Origin of the sequence: Bacillus sp. FSL P2-0069, from assembly GCF_038593315.1 — a bacterium.
Taxonomy (GTDB): Bacteria; Bacillota; Bacilli; order Bacillales; family Bacillaceae; genus Bacillus; species Bacillus safensis.
This window is the reverse complement of record NZ_CP151984.1, coordinates 1,971,811-1,988,571: the sequence shown is the minus strand read 5'-3', so window position 1 is coordinate 1,988,571 and position 16,761 is coordinate 1,971,811. Positions and strand designations below refer to the sequence as shown.

Sequence of the window (16,761 nt, the reverse complement as noted above, 5' to 3'; positions counted from 1 at the left end):
TAGATTGATCTATTGGGTTGTTTGCTTTGGCGCAGACACATGAAGCGATTGATCTTTCCACTCACTCTTCATTTTCGTTTCATCTATTTTTGCCGGCATTAAAATGGTTTTGGTAAAGCTTGAATACGAAGAAGTCGTATCTGTTTTGATTTTTTCCTGTACTGATAAGTGTAAATATTGGGCTTTTACTTCTAGCGCAATGTCTCCTTCGACAAAATGGTCTGGAAATTGAATCTCGATATACACATTCTGTTCATCCTCTGTCACACCGGTCGTAATGGATGCAAGTGAATGCGATGTGGTCATGAGTGCCTCTGCACTATTTAATATCTTGTGAAACGGGGAGGATGCAAAAAATTGTTCAATCGCTTCATATAGCATATCTTCATTTGCCAGCATTTCATGTTTTTTTTCGCCTTCATGTTTCATCTGAATCACCTCTCATCTACAGCCTATGCAGAGGGGGCTCAGGCGGTTATCAATTGATGAGAGGAAAAAATTATGATTAAATAGTGTTGAATGAAGCAAGGTGTATGGGCGTAAAGTTTCATACACGAAATAGATTTAAGAAGCAAAGCTTGAAGGGAGCAAATTGACATTGCTGAAAAAATTATTCGGTTTCGGAAAAAACCAAGATGATGTAAAGGAAGAAGTCATTTATTCTCCAGTTGATGGAGAGTTAATGGATATGACTGATGTACCAGATCCCGTCTTTTCTCAAAAGATGATGGGAGACGGCGTAGCAGTAAAACCAAAAAGTGGGACGATTGTGTCACCAGTAGAGGGTGAAATCATTCAGCTCTTCCATACAAAACATGCAATTGGCATTCGAACACTCTCGGGGCTTGAGCTTCTGATTCATATCGGACTTGAAACAGTTGGGTTAAATGGTGAAGGATTTGAAGCGCACATGAAAGAAGGGGATAAAGTGAAAATCGGTGATCCTCTTATTACATGTGATTTAGAACTGATTGAAGAGAAAGCATCAAGTACAGTGACACCGATTGTGATTATGAATGGTGACCTTATCGAACGACTTGATAAAGAACCAAAAGGCTCTGTAGAAAAGCAGATGTCCAAGCTCTTTACAGTGAAAATGAAATAATCCATGAATAGAAAAAACTACCCACTGATAGGGTAGTTTTTTATTGTGCTGAGGACATTAATCCTCCATCGGAACCCAGCCTTGACTTGCTTCCATGACAGACCACAATCCTTCTGGAATGAGATACTTGTCTTTTTGGCTGCGTTTAATGACGGTTTCAATCTCTTGTTCTCTGCCTTCTTTAATCTTCTTAGCCCAATCTGGGTCGACGATCAGCTCTCGTGCGACAGCGATGAGAGGAATCCCTTGATTGTAAGCATGGAGTGCATCTTCAGCTGTAATGACACTGCCTACTCCAATAAGCGGAAGAGCATCGCCGCAGCGTTCTTTTAGCAGTTCCATACGAGTTTTATTAGAATCTGCGCCTCGTCTTGCTTTAGAGCCAATCTCCATTAAAGAGATATGCAAATAATCGAGGCTTTTTGTTTTGAGAACATCTACTAATGTAAACGTCTCTGTCATTGTTAAACCAGGTGTTTCTGGTTCTTCAGGAGATAACCGGTATCCAAAGATAAACGGTTTAGCCGCATGTTCTTTGATGGCCTCTTTAACTGCATCTACAACAGCAATAGGGAAAGCTAGACGTTTTTCTTCATTTCCTCCCCATTGATCTGTACGCTGATTGCTATGCGGTGAGTAAAATTGTTGTAATAAATAACCGTTTGCTCCGTGAATTTCCACGCCGTCAAACCCTGCTTGAACCGCTCGTCTTGCCGCTTCTTTAAAGGAGTCGATAATATGCGTAATTTCCTCTTCTTTTAAAGCGCGTGCAATTTGTTTTCCATCTTTAAACACATCACTTGGCGCAACCACATCACCGTTTGGAACTAAATGAGGGAGAGCCTGAGAGCCGCCGTGATGAATTTGAATGATGGCTTTTGTTCCTTTCGCCTGGATAGCTGAAGCCAGTTTTTTCAGGCCAGGGATATCTTCATCTCTTGCGATAGAAGGCTGTCCTTCAAATGCCTTCCCATCTGGAGTCACATTCGCACATGCTGTAATCACCATGCCCATTTCACTTGATCTAGCTGTAATGAAGTCAATTTCGTCTTTTGAAATGGTGCCGTCGTCATGAGAACCAAAGTGTGTCATTGGAGCAACCACTAACCGGCCATCAATAGAGGCGCCTCCTGGAAACGTAAATGGTTCAAATAAAGGCTTAAATTCGTTTTTCAATCTGATCATCTTCTTCCTTGATAAAATCATTTCACTTTAGAAGTGTAATAGATACTGTTACAACAGTTCAAAGTATTTGCTCATAAGTCCCCATCAAAAAATTGCCGCCTAGTCATGCAAACAAATATTCGGTACACTAGAATGAGAGGTGGACGCAATATGAAAAAGAAAACAATGAACGAACTGATAGAAGAATTAAAGAAAGACGAACAGGTAGAACATTGGCATGAAATTGAAGCAAAGCCTGCACAGACCTCACCCGTTCCTGAAAGAGTGGACGACAGGCTAAAAAAGGCGCTTGAAAAACGAGGCGTGAAAGAGTTGTATATTCATCAAAAAGAAGCCTTTGAACGAGTAATGAATGGTGAGCATGTAGTAACGGTTACACCAACAGCTTCAGGTAAAACGCTTTGCTACAATCTGCCTGTTCTTCAGTCGATCGCAGAAGACCAGACAAACCGCTCTCTTTATTTATTCCCAACAAAAGCGCTCGCGCAGGATCAAAAGAGTGAACTTAACGAGATCATCCACGAGATGGATGTTCCGATTCATAGTGAAACATATGACGGGGATACCTCCCCGGCCATTCGGCAGCGAGTCAGACAAGCAGGACATATTGTTATCACAAACCCAGATATGCTGCATTCAGCTATTTTGCCTCATCATACGAAATGGGTCAGTTTATTTGAGAATTTGAAGTATATTGTCATTGATGAGCTTCATACATATCGAGGCGTATTTGGCAGTCATGTGGCTAATGTGATTCGCAGGTTAAAACGTATTTGTGCATTTTATGGAAGTGATCCGATTTTCATTTGTACTTCAGCAACGATTGCAAATCCAAAAGAGCTGGCGCAGCAGCTCACAGGGAGCAAAGTGCATCTTATTGAACGAAACGGAGCGCCCAGCGGTAAAAAGAATTTTGTGTTTTATAACCCGCCAGTGGTGAATAAACCATTAAATATTAGACAAAGCGCTGCCACTGTCGTCAACCAATTGGCTAAAACATTTTTAAAAGAAAAAATTCAAACGATCGTTTTTGCTAGAAGCAGAGTACGAGTAGAAGTGATTTTAAGTGATATTCAAGAGCTTGTGAAAAAAGAAATCGGTCCAAAATCGATTCGCGGGTATCGCGGAGGCTATTTGCCAAAAGAGCGGCGCGTGATTGAAAAGGGGTTAAGAGAAGGAGACATTCTAGGTGTCGTCAGCACGAACGCACTAGAATTAGGGGTAGATATAGGTCAGCTAAAGGTATGCATTATGACGGGGTATCCTGGCAGTGTAGCGAGTACATGGCAGCAGGCAGGACGTGCTGGAAGGCGTCATGAGGAGGCGCTTATTATCATGGTGGCAAGCTCCTCACCCCTTGATCAATATATTGTCAGACACCCTGAATATTTCTTTAATAGACCGCCTGAAGCAGCCAGAATCAATCCTGAAAATCTCATTATTTTAGTGGATCATCTAAAATGTGCTTCCTACGAGCTGCCATTTCGGACGGATGAACAGTTTGGCGGCATGGAAGTAGAAGACATTTTGCAATACTTACATGAGGAAGGGGTTCTTCATTTTAGCGGGAACCGGTATTATTGGTCAGATCAATCGTTCCCAGCGCATGGCATCAGCCTGCGGTCTGCAAGTCAGGAAAATGTGGTGATTGTGGATCAATCCGACGTAGCGAATGTCCGGATTATTGGAGAGATGGATCGATTCAGTGCAATGACATTGCTGCATGATGAAGCGATTTATTTACACGAAGGGGTTCAGTATCAAGTAGAAAAGCTAGATTACGAGCATTTGAAGGCTTATGTGAAACAGGTGGATGTAGAATACTATACAGATGCTAATTTAGCTGTTCAGCTCAAGGTGCTTGAAATCGATCAGACGACAGAGAAAGAAGCGGTATCTGTTCACTACGGTGATGTGACTGTCAACGCAATGCCTACGATATTTAAGAAAATCCGTCTGAGTACTGGTGAAAATATCGGGTCTGGACCGATTCACTTACCGGAAGAAGAAATTCATACGAGTGCGGCTTGGTTTGAATTACACGAGGCAGAGCGGAGATTTGAAGAGAAGACACTTGAACAGCTCCTGCTTGGCATCGCAAATGTTCTTCAGCACATTGTACCTGCTTTTGTGATGTGTGACCGCTCAGATATTCATGTTGTTTCACAAATTAAAGCGGCACATACCGGTAAACCGACAGTCTTTTTATATGACCACTACCCTGGCGGAATCGGCTTAAGCAAAGAAGTCCAAGCTCGTTTCGATGAAATAGCAGGTGCAGCCATTCAGCTGATAGAGCGGTGCCGCTGTGAGAACGGCTGTCCATCCTGCATTGGCATGGAAATGAAAGAGGTGAGCGGAAAAAGCAGCATTGTTGAATTGATGTCTGCATTTTAAGAGGAAGGAGGAAGATACCTACTCATGTCTTTAAAAGGGAAATTAAATCGAATGAAGAAGCACCTATCGCACAACCAGCCAAACGAAAAACGGCAAAAAGCAGTGGAAGGGCAGCCTCAGCCTGTGACGGCCGAAAACATTCCATTTTTAAAGGAATGGGAGAAATTAGGTGCAGCTCCTTATCACTTTGAGGATTCCTTTTGTCTCATTCGAGAAGTCACCTATTCATTAGATGATAAGCATGGACTCTACTCGTTTGCGGAACTGCCAAAGATCATCGAGGCATGGAACAAAAGCAGCATCCAGCATTCTCTATCGGCTAAAGGTTACAAGCCGCATGAACTGTTTTTCTTCGATACAGAAACAACTGGATTATCTGGCGGAACGGGAAATATGATTTTCTTGCTAGGACATGCGCGGGTTTTTGCTGACAAAGTAGTGGTGAAACAGCACCTGCTCACAAATCCGGGAAATGAAGCGGCTCTTTATAAAAGCTTTCTCGATGAAGTGAACGTAGAATCACTCGTTACATATAATGGGAAATCATTCGATTGGCCGCAAGTGAAAACGAGACATACTTTGTTGCGAGATCAAATCCCTGCGCTTCCAGAGTTTGGCCACTTTGATCTTCTGCATGGGTCAAGACGATTGTGGAAGCATAAATATGAACGAATGGCACTGTCTGTGGTTGAAAAAGAAGAGCTGCACGTCCACCGGGAAGGCGACACACCGGGTTTTTTAGCACCGATGATCTATTTTCACTTTTTAAAGGAACAAAAACCGAAGCTCATCGAAGGAATTTTGACTCATAATGAATTAGACGTCCTTTCGTTAATCAGCCTTTACATCCATCTATCCAAAAAAATTCTATCTATGGATGCGGTAAAGGAGCATGATGAGAAATACGCGCTGGCTAGGTGGCATCTTGCGCATCGTGATGTACAGGAAGCTACGAAGCATTTGCGGGAATTAACAGGTGCTGATTTTGAACATGCCAATCAGGCGGCTTTTGATCTCTCATTACAATATAAACGGCTAAACGAGTGGGATGAAGCAGTTCGAATTTGGGAAACATTATTTGAATCAAGTGATGTCCATTTGGCATTAAAAGCAGGTATAGAGCTTGCGAAGTGTAAAGAGCATCGCCAAAAAGATGCAAAGTCAGCTCTTTCCATCACGGAATCTTTATTATCTTTCTCATCGTTAAGCGAGCGAGACACAAAAGAGCTTGAGAAGCGAAAAAAACGGCTATTGAGAAAAGCTGGGCAATGAAATATTATTACCCGGGAAAGCGCAAAAAATGACAACGTTCGGCTCTCGGCCGAAAATAAAAATTGTTTAGCACTTTTATTGTAGAAAGTCCGCGAATCCTGTAAAATAACGTTAGATATTGAATGAGGAGCGTATAGCATGTATAAGGGTCTTTTCTACTTGTTTTTTCTTGTGGTCATTTTGGTCGCTTTTGTGTTTTCAAACTATAAAGATATTTTTCTTGCCAACTTTTAAAATAGGTTAATGCATTAGTACATGTACACCTCTTGATTCATACATTGATAATGTAAGAAAATAAAGGAGAGGGGAATGCTACATGTACCATCATCATTGCCATCCGAATGTTACACAGCCAATTGTTCATCCGACGAATCATTGCTGTACACACAGCGAGTCAACAACAATTGTGCCGCATATCCACCCGCAGCATGTGACAAATGTTCACCACCATAATTTCAAACATGTTCACTACTTCCCGCATACGTTTTCTCAGGTGGACCCGACAACACATCAACACTTTAACTGCGGTGGACCTTGCTGTAACAGATAAAGTGAATGGGACTTTTATAAGTCCCATTTTTTAAAAGCAGGTGAAAAAATGAAAATTATTGCTGTCACAGGGTACAAGCCGTTTGAGCTTGGGATATTCAAACAAGACGAGCCTGCACTTCAATACATAAAAGCGGAGCTTCAAAAAAGGCTGACAGCCCTTATCGAAGAAGGTCTGGAATGGGTGCTCATATCAGGGCAGCTTGGGGCAGAAATTTGGACAGCCGAAGTGGTGTTTGAGCTTCAGGAGGAATATCCAGCGTTAAAACTTGCAGTCATTACGCCATTTTATGAACAGGAAGAGCGCTGGAATGAACAAAACAAAGAGTTGTATGAAGGAATTCTTGCACAGGCCGATTTTGTAGAAAGTGTCACGCATAGACCGTACGAAAGTCCGGCACAATTTAAACAAAAGAATCGCTTTTTTATTGAAAAAACAGATGGTCTTCTCGTCTTATATGATCCCGAGCATGAGGGATCGCCGAAGTATATGATCAGGGAGGCGGAAGCCTATACCGATTACCCCATTATGTACATCACGATGGATGATCTAAGAGCACAGGTTGAGGCGGAAGATCCGTTTTTTGATTAAAAGCAAGAGAAAATTTGACAACGTCACGTATTTCTGAAAAAATATACTATGAATTCACGATATGAGGTGAAAAAGATGCTTGCTGATAAAGTAAAGCTTTCTGCGAAAGAAATTTTAGAAAAAGAATTTAAAACAGGTGTCAGAGGGTACAAACAAGAAGAAGTCGATAAATTTTTAGATATGGTCATTAAAGACTATGAGACATTCAACCAAGAAATCGAAAAACTTCAACAAGAAAACCTCCACTTGTCAAAACAGCTTGAAGAAGCTGTTGAACAAGGGAAAAGACAGCCTGCACAGTCTAATACAACAAACTTTGATATTTTAAAAAGACTATCGAACCTTGAGAAACACGTTTTCGGCAGCAAACTTTATGATTGAGTCTTGCTGAAAAAGCTTGTGTCAGATGTCATTGTCGTTTATAATAACGCTTATTGATTAACGTTCGGGTAATCGCTGTAATGCTATTTAGGGCATTGCAGAGGAAAGTCCATGCTCGCACGGTGCTGAGATGCCCGTAGTGTTCGTGCCTGGCGAAAAAATAAGCCAGGGCAGCCTGGGAAAGGCTGACGGCAGGAAAAATGCCTACGTCCTTTTTAGGATATGGCAAAGTATCCTTGAAAGTGCCACAGTGACGAAGTCTCACTAGAAATGGTGAGAGTGGAACGCGGTAAACCCCTCGAGCGAGAAACCCAAACTTGGTAGGGGAACTTTCTCAAAGGAACCAAACGGAGAGAAGGACAGAGAATTCTGTAGATAGATGATTACCACCTGAGTACGAGGCATTTGCCGTTTGCAGTACGATGGAACAAAACATGGCTTACAGAACGTTAAATCCGTTATCATAAACATGATGAAACAAAGCTCTCCTATTTCAACATATGGAGAGCTTTTATCTTGAATACATAAAAGGACGAGAAAACAGGTGATAAATCAATGAAAACCTATACACTCATCGCAACAGCTCCAATGGGAATTGAAGCAATTGTTGCAAAAGAAGTAAGAGACCTTGGCTATGAGTGCACAGTCGACAACGGAAAAGTGATTTTCAAGGGGGATGCTCTTGCCATTTGCCGTGCAAACCTTTGGCTGCGTACAGCAGACCGGATCAAGGTACAAGTTGCTGAATTTTCGGCAAAAACATTTGATGAGCTTTTTGAACAAACGAAAGCGATTGACTGGGCCGCTTTTTTACCAAAAAACAGTACGTTTCCTGTCATCGGGAAATCTGTGAAATCTCAGCTTGCCAGTGTGCCTGACTGCCAGCGCATCGTCAAAAAAGCCATCGCTCAAAAGCTTAAATCCTCCTACAACATTCAGTCTGAATGGCTTGAAGAGACGGGACCTGAATATAAAATCGAGATCGCTCTTTTAAAAGATAAAGCGGTTCTTACGCTTGATACATCTGGTGTAGGTCTTCATAAACGCGGATACCGCATGGATCAAGGCGGAGCACCTATTAAAGAAACGCTTGCTGCTGCGCTCGTCTTATTAACGAACTGGACACCTGACCGTCCGTTTGTTGATCCTTTCTGCGGATCAGGAACAATCGCCATTGAAGCAGCGATGATAGGACAAAACATTGCCCCAGGATTTAACCGGGATTTTGCGTCTGAATCATGGGAATGGATCGGTGAAGACGTATGGAACAAAGCGCGTGTGGAAGTTGAAGAAAAAGCAAACTATGATCAGCCGCTCCGCATTATCGCAAGTGACATCGACCATCGTATGGTGGACATCGCAAAAATGAATGCAGAAGAAGCAGGACTGAGTGAACTGATTGAGTTCAAACAAATGCAAGTAAAAGACTTTCAAACAAAAGAAGAGTACGGTGTGATTGTTGGAAATCCTCCTTATGGTGAACGACTGAGTGATAAACCAGCTGTTGAAAAAATGTATCAAGGAATGGGTGAAGCGTTTAAGAACCTAGATACATGGTCCATTTACATCTTAACGTCACACGAAAAATTCGAAGAGTGCTTCGGAAGAAAAGCGACGAAAAAGAGAAAGCTGTTTAATGGATTTATTAAAACAGACTATTATCAATATTGGGGAAAACGCCCGCCTAGAAAGCAACCAACCGAATCGTAATAAATGGCCGCACCGAAAAAAGGTGCGGCTTTTTTATGCTGAAAAGGTATAACTCCTCGCGTGGCGGAATAAACTGAACTTGATTTTAAAAAAAGAGGTGTCTTCATGATTCATTATGATCAAATTCAGTTAATCCAAAAAGCACTCAATTCGACTGCTCAAGAAATAGAAGGGCATGAAGGTGGACAATCTGCTCAGCTTACGGCAGCCATCGAAGATTTGGCGCTGGCTCAGGCATACATAGAACGTTCTGAGCATGCATTTTTAATGAAGGAAAGCTATCAACATCGCCTGCGCTCATAAAAAAAGATTGTTTTTCCCCAGCGTAAATGGTACTATTGAATGTCTGAATGATTCAAAAGTTGGGGGTTGAAGCAGGTGACAGCATCTCGTTTGCCTTTTTCATTATCAAAAGAACACAATTTTTACGAAGAACTGGGCAACTGGATTGGTGATGTGTTTTATGACATTTTGCCAGAAAAGGGCTTTGATCTTCGAGATGAACAAATATTTATGGCTTTTCAACTAGAAAGAGCCTTTAAAGAAAAAAGTGTGATGTTTGCCGAAGCTGGGGTAGGCACAGGCAAAACCATCGTCTATCTATTATTTGCCGTCACATATGCAAGGTATACAGGGAAGCCTGCGATTATTGCATGTGCAGACGAAACGTTAATTGAACAGCTCGTTAAACAAGAAGGTGATATCTATAAAATTGCTAATCACCTTGATATTCAAATAGATGCGAGATTAAGTAAATCGCATGATCAATATTTATGCTTAAAAAAGCTGGAGAAAACGATGCAGCGTGAAGATGATGAAAAGTGGCTCGATATTTATGAATCACTGCCTTCATTTGTTCATGAATCACATGGCATGCAAACCTTTTATCCGTATGGCGATCGAAAAGAGTATCCGGAGTTATCAAATGATGAATGGTCACGAATTGGCTATGACTCGTTTCAGGACTGTCTGACGTGCGATATGCGTCATCGCTGTGGTTTGAATTTATCAAGAGATCATTACCGGAAAGCGACAGATCTCATCATCTGTTCACATGATTTTTACATGGAGCATGTGTGGACGAAGGAATCCCGGAAACGTGAGGGCCAGCTTCCGCTGCTTCCTGAGCATAGCTCCGTCGTATTTGATGAGGGACATCTTCTCGAGTTTGCCGCACAAAAAGCGTTAACGTACCGAGTGAAGCAATCAACGCTCGAAACATTTTTGGAACGTCTTTTGCAAAACGACATACGCGAAGAATTTGCAGAGCTTGTTGAAGATGCACTTGCAACAAACGATGAGTTCTTTTATCTCTTAAAAACACATGCCAAAGAAGTCAAAGGCTCGCACCGGCTTGAAATTGGGCGTGTGGATGAGGTGAAGCGTTCTGCAAATGAATTGTGTGACTTGCTTGAAAAAATCGGAGAAGCGCTCGTGTTTGAATCTGAGATGTATACAATCGATCAATACGAATTATCTGTTGTGGAAGAATACATTGAACAAATGGCGTATTCTTTATCGCTTTATCAAAAAAATGCCATTAGCTGGCTGGAAAAACAGGAATTAGATACAACATTTGTTGTGATGCCGAAGACGGTTGCAGAGGTGCTTGGCGAAAAAGTATTCTCGCAAAAAAGACCATATATTTTCTCTTCCGCTACATTGTCTGAGAATCAATCCTTTGATTATTTAGCTGAAAGTCTTGGGATTAAAGATTACTTATCAATGAGTGTCGCTTCGCCGTATGATTACGATGAACAAATGAAGATTTATTTCCATGGAATTCAGCAGCTCGCTGAGCAAGAGGCAAAAGCACAGCAAGTGATTACTCAGCTGAAAGAAAATGGAGGACGATCTCTGATATTATTCCCTTCATTTGACGAACTCCATTTCTTTAGAAAGCAGCTTGAAGCAGCAAATGAATCACTGCCGTTTGACGTATATTTTGAAGGAGACGAGGAAATCAGCACGATTGTTCAAAAGTTCCAAGCTGATGAGACATCGGTGTTATGCTCTGTTCATCTGTGGGAAGGGCTTGATATTCCAGGTCAATCATTAACGAATGTGATCATCTGGGGACTTCCTTATCCGCCGCATGATCCGGTATTTGAAGCGAAACGGAATGAAGCAAAGGATGCACATGCTGAAGTTGACCTTCCGTATATGCTGCTTCGCTTACGCCAAGGTATCGGAAGACTGATCCGGACAAGGCAAGACGCAGGAAGCATTCATATTTACTTTGATCGTCAGGAAGATACTGAGCTTCAAAGTAAAATTGAATCCGTCCTGCCAGTGAAGCCCATCATCACATCTTAAATAGCTGAAAACTTGCAAATGAGGAGGATACCACTGTGTATCCTCCTTTTTCATTGACAAAAGAACATTCATTGAAGTAGCCTTGAAACGTACATACATATTTTATTGATTGGGGGAACAAACGCATGAGTCTTGAAGCAACTGAGAAAGCGTTTTATCAATTACTAGGGAAAATCGCCCATTATACAGAGGCGCTCCATTTACTTTACTGGGACTCTAGAACACAAGCACCTAAAAAAAGTGCGGATTTTAGAGCTGAAACGATCGGTCAATTATCAAGTGATATTTTTAATATGAAGACTTCTGACGAAATGAGAGATCTTCTTCACGCATTAAACAAACATCGAGATGAGCTGTCAAAAGATACACAGAAGGCGCTCGAATTATCACAAAAAGAGTATGATGAAAACAGTAAAATTCCGAAAGAAGAATTTAAAGAATACTCGATTTTACAATCAAAAGCGGAGCATGTTTGGGTAGAAGCAAGGGAGAAATCAGACTTTTCACTCTTTGCACCATACTTAAAACAGCTTATTGACTTTAACAAGCGTTTCATCCAATATTGGGGCGTGAAAAAAACGCCTTATGATGTGCTGCTCAATAACTATGAGCCAGATATGACGGTTGAACAGCTTGATCAAAAGTTTGGTGCACTTCGTGACGCTATTGTTCCTCTTGTGAAAAAAATCGAAGCCTCACCTAATAAGCCGGATACTTCATTTTTATCGAAAAGCTTCCCAATCGATAAACAAAAGGAATTGAGTCTCTTTTTCTTAAAAGAATTAGGATATGACTTTGACGCAGGCCGCCTGGATACAACAGTTCATCCATTTGCTGTAACGTTAAGCAGAGGCGATGTACGTGTGACGACCCGTTATGATGAGCATGATTTTCGAATGGCGATCTTTGGAACGATTCATGAATGTGGTCATGCGATCTATGAGCAAAACATTGATGAAGCACTGAGCGGAACACTTTTATGTGATGGGACTTCGATGGGAATCCATGAATCACAGTCTCTTTTCTTTGAGAACTTTATCGGCAGACACGAAGATTTCTGGAAAACGTATTATCAAAAGCTGCAAGAAGCTTCTCCTGAGCAATTTAAAGATGTTTCTTTAGAAGACTTTGTGCATGCAGTGAATGAATCGAAGCCGACTTACATTCGAATTGAAGCCGATGAACTGACATATCCGCTTCACATTATCATCCGCTATGAAATTGAGAAAGCGATTTTCAATGAAGAAGTAGCAGTTGAAGATCTGCCTGCACTTTGGAATGAAAAATATCAAGCGTATCTTGGCATTACGCCTCCTAATGATGCACTCGGTATCTTGCAGGATGTTCACTGGTCTGATGGAAGCTTTGGCTATTTCCCTTCATATGCTCTTGGTTATATGTATGCAGCGCAATTAAAGCAGCAAATGATCAAAGATATACCAAATTTTGATGAGCTTATTCAAAATGGGTCTTTTGCACCGATAAAAGAATGGCTGACGAAACATGTTCACCAGCATGGAAAACGGAAAAAGCCATCTGAAATCATTCAAGATGCAACAGGCGAAGAATTAAATGTTCAATATTTAATCGACTACTTAACAGATAAATATACAAAACTGTATTTATCATAAAAGAAGGGCACCCTTTCATGAGAGGGGTGCTTTTTTGATGCTTGAATATTCTAAAAACGAACATTTTGTTCTGATCTATTATTTAAGTTCGGTATTTTTCTAGAAAAGTGCTTTCCAAGCGTCTGAAATCTTGTTATAATTTGAACACTATAACACTCATATAATCGCGTGATGATGGCACGCAAGTTTCTACCGGACACCGATACGGTCCGACTATGAGTGAGCAAAATGAAACAGCTCTTGTTTGAGCTGAAGATCCATTGATCGTTTTCGCATTGCTTGCTCCTCATGGACAGCAATGCTTTTTTTATGCCAAAAATTGAATGTTTGCCAATTATGCTAGGGGGAAGAATGATGGAATTGTTACGTCAAAAAATTGAGAACGAGGGAATCGTTCTGTCAAATCAAGTGTTAAAAGTAGATGCTTTTTTAAATCACCAAATTGATCCTGTGTTAATGCATGAGATCGGGCAAGAGTTTGCTAGATTATTTAAGCACGATGGCATTACAAAAATCATCACAATCGAATCTTCTGGCATCGCACCTGCTGTGATGGCTGGGCTTGCTCTTCAAGTACCTGTTGTGTTTGCAAGAAAACGTCAATCACTCACATTAACGGATAACCTGTTAACAGCCAGTGTGTACTCTTTTACGAAAAAAGTAGAAAGCACGATTGCTGTCTCAAATACGCATCTTAGTGAAAATGATTGTGTGTTAATCATCGATGACTTTTTAGCGAATGGTGAAGCTGCGAAAGGACTTGCTGCAATTGCAAAGCAGGCGAAGGCAAAAGTAGCCGGATTTGGCATTGTCATCGAAAAATCATTCCAGCCTGGAAGAAATGCGCTTGTGCAAATGGGCTACCGCGTTGAGTCCCTCGCACGTATTGAATCACTTGAGGAAGGGAAAGTCACGTTTGTACGGGAGGTACAATCATGAGTACCGCTAAAAAAGTCAAAACGCTCTCACTGGGTATTCAGCATGTGCTGGCGATGTATGCCGGTGCTGTTCTTGTGCCGCTCATTGTTGGAGATGCGCTCGGGCTCACGCCTGCACAGCTGACTTACTTAATCTCGGCGGATATTTTCATGTGCGGGGCTGCCACATTGCTTCAAGTATGGAAAAACCGCTTCTTTGGGATCGGTCTGCCTGTCGTATTAGGCTGTACATTTACTGCGGTTTCTCCTATGATTGCGATTGGCTCTAAGTATGGCATTTCGTCTATCTATGGAAGTATTATCGCTTCTGGGTGTATCGTCATTCTTCTTTCTTTTTTCTTTGGGAAGCTTGTGAAATTTTTCCCGCCTGTTGTCACAGGTTCTGTCGTCACTATTATTGGTATCACCCTCATTCCTGTAGCGATGAATAATATGGCAGGAGGAGAAGGAAGTGCGGATTATGGTTCTTTTGAAAATCTAGGGCTCGCTTTCCTTGTGCTATTTATCATTGTACTGCTCTATCGGTTCACGAAAGGGTTTATGAAGGCGATCGCCATTTTAATCGGTATTCTTCTTGGGACAGCAGTTGCTGCGTTTATGGGGAAAGTGGAGACAGCTGAGGTGGCAAAAGCCCAGGTTTTCCGCATGATTGAGCCATTTTATTTTGGCATGCCGACCTTTGAATTTGCACCGATCATGACCATGACGTTAGTTGCGATTGTGTCATTAGTCGAATCAACAGGCGTTTATTTCGCACTAGGTGATTTAACAAACCGGTCATTAAAAGAGAAGGATTTGGCTAAAGGCTATCGGGCAGAGGGGATTGCTGTGTTATTAGGCGGAATCTTTAATGCTTTTCCATACACAGCCTACTCGCAAAACGTTGGATTGATCCAGTTAACAGGAGTCAAGAAAAACCAAGTCATTGTTGTAACAGGAGCATTGCTCATGTTATTTGGTCTTTTTCCTAAGATCGCTGCCTTTACGACGATTATTCCAAAGTCAGTCCTTGGCGGTGCAATGGTTGCCATGTTTGGCATGGTCATTGCATACGGTATTAAAATGCTCTCGCGCGTGGACTTTGCAAAGCAGGAGAACTTGCTGATCGTCGCTTGCTCCGTGGGAATCGGCTTAGGAGTTACTGTCGTACCGCAAATGTTTGAGCATCTGCCAGATTCGATTAAATTATTAACAAGTAACGGCATTGTGGCCGGAAGCTTTACCGCTATTTTGCTTCATATTATTTATCACATGATTCCTTTTAAAAAAGAAGCCGGGCATGACCTGGTAGAAGAACCTAAGCAATCTGTTATGTAAACCCCTCTCTTGGAGAGGGGGTTCAGATTATGGACAAAGAGCTAAAATGACCTTTTATTTTAGCTCTTTGTCTTCTTTTTAGCTTGATAAAAAACCTTTGAAGTCCTAGGATCCTAGGAAGGAGCGTGTGAGGGTTTGTCTACAAGCTGAAAGCCCGCATCTTTTGGATACGGGCTTTTTGTGATTAGCACTATTAATGTTGTACCGGCGGCATTGTTTCGTTAATGACTGCAAATGTATAGCCCCTTGCTTTTAGCTGTATAATCAGGCTATCTAAATAGTTTGTGGTAGAGGGTTGATCATGCATTAATATAACTTTTGGTTCCCATGGTTTATTTTTCTCAAACATTTGCAATTGATTCAATACCTCTGGAACATATTGTGAGTTTTTATATCTCCAGTCAAGACTATCAATCGTCCAGTCCCAGTAAATAAAGCCATTTTGGTTTAAACGTACTTTTTGATGATATGTTAAATTTGGAACACTGCCAAAGGGGGTTCTTACAAGACGGCTGTAGACGCCTGTAACAGAGGCAAGAATACGCTGAGCTTCTCTCATTTCATTTGCTGGAGACTCGCTGTTCTGATAAAAGAGGTTTATATCATGCGTCATGCCATGAAGACCTAATTGATGTCCTTCTTGATAAAGTCTTTTCACAGCTGATTGGTGTGCTTGGATTTGCGGTCCAAGCATGAAGAACGTCGCCTTCACGTGATGTGCTTTTAATACATTTAACAGCTGATTTGATGTAGCAGAAGGACCATCATCAAATGTTAAAAAGACTGTTTTATTCGTTGCCTGTTGGTTTGGATTGGTCTTAAAATGTGTATCCAATGTTCTTGTAGACTGATCTTTTGCTTTCAGACTGATGCTTGTGTCACGGAAGTCACTGCTGGCAGCATTTTTTGCTTGCCCATTGGTCGCCTGCAAATGGGGTTTAGACATATCCCAGATAAAAAAGAGAAACAGTGTAAGAAGCACTAAACCAATTACCTTTGAGAGAAGTATCGTGTTGTAGGGTGTCTTTTTTTTGGAAACCTTTTTCATTACAATCACTCCAGTCAATTAAATTTTGAGCCGAACCATGTTGTAGATTCTTTCTTTTTTCACTGTTTTTCCTGGTACTCATATTGATTAAATATATAGTGGAAAAAATCCTTTTTATATAGAAAATTCAAATGAATTAGAAATTTATGGTTGTTACTTTGTGTTGATCAGCAAAAAAAGGTGATCCATTCATGTTTAAATAAAATCATTCTGAATAATGATCGAAACGTTAATATTTATACGCTAAGATAGCAGCAGATTTGACCATTAATTCGAAGCGAAAGGGAGATTCCGTATGAAAGTGTTGTATAAGTAAAGGG

15 protein-coding genes, 1 other RNA gene and 1 riboswitch are annotated in these 16,761 nt (G+C 41.2%); of the genes, 13 read left to right on the top strand and 3 right to left on the bottom strand.

Annotated elements, in window-relative coordinates; translation table 11 throughout:
• Nucleotides 1–9 precede the first annotated feature (9 nt).
• Nucleotides 10–429, bottom strand: coding sequence for an Hsp20/alpha crystallin family protein (locus NSQ34_RS09980; protein ID WP_176967037.1), 420 nt, complete (start codon nt 427–429; stop codon nt 10–12).
• Between the two features lie 169 nt (nt 430–598).
• Between NSQ34_RS09980 and NSQ34_RS09975 the strand changes: the two genes are divergently transcribed.
• Nucleotides 599–1,105, top strand: coding sequence for a PTS glucose transporter subunit IIA (locus tag NSQ34_RS09975; protein WP_034280784.1), 507 nt, complete (start codon nt 599–601; stop codon nt 1,103–1,105).
• A 57-nt stretch (nt 1,106–1,162) separates the two neighbouring features.
• On the opposite strand, the gene NSQ34_RS09970 is transcribed toward NSQ34_RS09975, so the two are convergent.
• Nucleotides 1,163–2,281, bottom strand: a complete 1,119-nt coding sequence (locus NSQ34_RS09970; protein WP_024428115.1) for an NADH-dependent flavin oxidoreductase — start codon at nt 2,279–2,281, stop codon at nt 1,163–1,165.
• Between the two features lie 159 nt (nt 2,282–2,440).
• Between NSQ34_RS09970 and NSQ34_RS09965 the strand changes: the two genes are divergently transcribed.
• The 12 genes from NSQ34_RS09965 to pbuX all read left to right on the top strand — a co-directional run bounded on the left by NSQ34_RS09965 (nt 2,441) and on the right by pbuX (nt 15,393).
• Nucleotides 2,441–4,687: a DEAD/DEAH box helicase gene (locus NSQ34_RS09965; RefSeq protein WP_176967038.1), complete on the top strand. Its 2,247-nt coding sequence runs from the start codon at nt 2,441–2,443 to the stop codon at nt 4,685–4,687.
• Nucleotides 4,688–4,711: 24 nt separating this feature from the next.
• The gene (locus NSQ34_RS09960; RefSeq protein WP_176967039.1) at nt 4,712–5,959 is read left to right on the top strand and encodes a ribonuclease H-like domain-containing protein; all 1,248 of its coding nucleotides are present in this window, start codon (nt 4,712–4,714) and stop codon (nt 5,957–5,959) included.
• A gap of 316 nt (nt 5,960–6,275) precedes the next feature.
• Nucleotides 6,276–6,509, top strand: a complete 234-nt coding sequence (locus NSQ34_RS09955; protein ID WP_335371220.1) for a CotD family spore coat protein — start codon at nt 6,276–6,278, stop codon at nt 6,507–6,509.
• Between the two features lie 48 nt (nt 6,510–6,557).
• Nucleotides 6,558–7,100 (top strand): DUF1273 domain-containing protein, encoded by a 543-nt coding sequence (locus tag NSQ34_RS09950; RefSeq protein ID WP_029706022.1) that lies wholly within the window; start codon nt 6,558–6,560, stop codon nt 7,098–7,100.
• Nucleotides 7,101–7,175: 75 nt separating this feature from the next.
• The gene (gene gpsB, locus NSQ34_RS09945; protein WP_012010336.1) at nt 7,176–7,481 is read left to right on the top strand and encodes a cell division regulator GpsB; all 306 of its coding nucleotides are present in this window, start codon (nt 7,176–7,178) and stop codon (nt 7,479–7,481) included.
• Nucleotides 7,482–7,541: 60 nt separating this feature from the next.
• An RNA gene (rnpB, locus tag NSQ34_RS09940) (RNase P RNA component class B) lies at nt 7,542–7,928 on the top strand.
• Nucleotides 7,929–8,036: 108 nt separating this feature from the next.
• Nucleotides 8,037–9,191, top strand: coding sequence for a class I SAM-dependent RNA methyltransferase (locus tag NSQ34_RS09935; protein WP_024428118.1), 1,155 nt, complete (start codon nt 8,037–8,039; stop codon nt 9,189–9,191).
• Between the two features lie 105 nt (nt 9,192–9,296).
• Entirely contained in the window at nt 9,297–9,494 is a 198-nt protein-coding gene (locus NSQ34_RS09930) for a hypothetical protein (RefSeq protein WP_024428119.1), read from the top strand.
• Nucleotides 9,495–9,569: 75 nt separating this feature from the next.
• Nucleotides 9,570–11,507 (top strand): ATP-dependent DNA helicase, encoded by a 1,938-nt coding sequence (locus NSQ34_RS09925; RefSeq protein ID WP_176967040.1) that lies wholly within the window; start codon nt 9,570–9,572, stop codon nt 11,505–11,507.
• 125 nt (nt 11,508–11,632) lie between these two features.
• Nucleotides 11,633–13,138 (top strand): carboxypeptidase M32, encoded by a 1,506-nt coding sequence (locus tag NSQ34_RS09920; RefSeq protein WP_176967041.1) that lies wholly within the window; start codon nt 11,633–11,635, stop codon nt 13,136–13,138.
• A gap of 136 nt (nt 13,139–13,274) precedes the next feature.
• Nucleotides 13,275–13,374, top strand: a riboswitch (purine riboswitch).
• Nucleotides 13,375–13,492: 118 nt separating this feature from the next.
• The gene (xpt, locus tag NSQ34_RS09915) at nt 13,493–14,077 is read left to right on the top strand and encodes a xanthine phosphoribosyltransferase (RefSeq protein WP_024422759.1); all 585 of its coding nucleotides are present in this window, start codon (nt 13,493–13,495) and stop codon (nt 14,075–14,077) included.
• Nucleotides 14,074–15,393, top strand: coding sequence for a xanthine permease PbuX (gene pbuX, locus NSQ34_RS09910; RefSeq protein ID WP_034280495.1), 1,320 nt, complete (start codon nt 14,074–14,076; stop codon nt 15,391–15,393). Before xpt ends, pbuX begins: the two co-directional genes overlap by 4 nt.
• Before the next feature lie 193 nt (nt 15,394–15,586).
• Here the strand turns inward: pbuX and NSQ34_RS09905 are convergent, their stop codons facing one another.
• Nucleotides 15,587–16,441 carry a polysaccharide deacetylase family protein gene (locus NSQ34_RS09905; protein WP_065214708.1) on the bottom strand — a complete coding sequence of 285 codons (855 nt, stop codon included), beginning with the start codon at nt 16,439–16,441 and terminating at the stop codon, nt 15,587–15,589.
• Nucleotides 16,442–16,761: the final 320 nt, after the last annotated feature.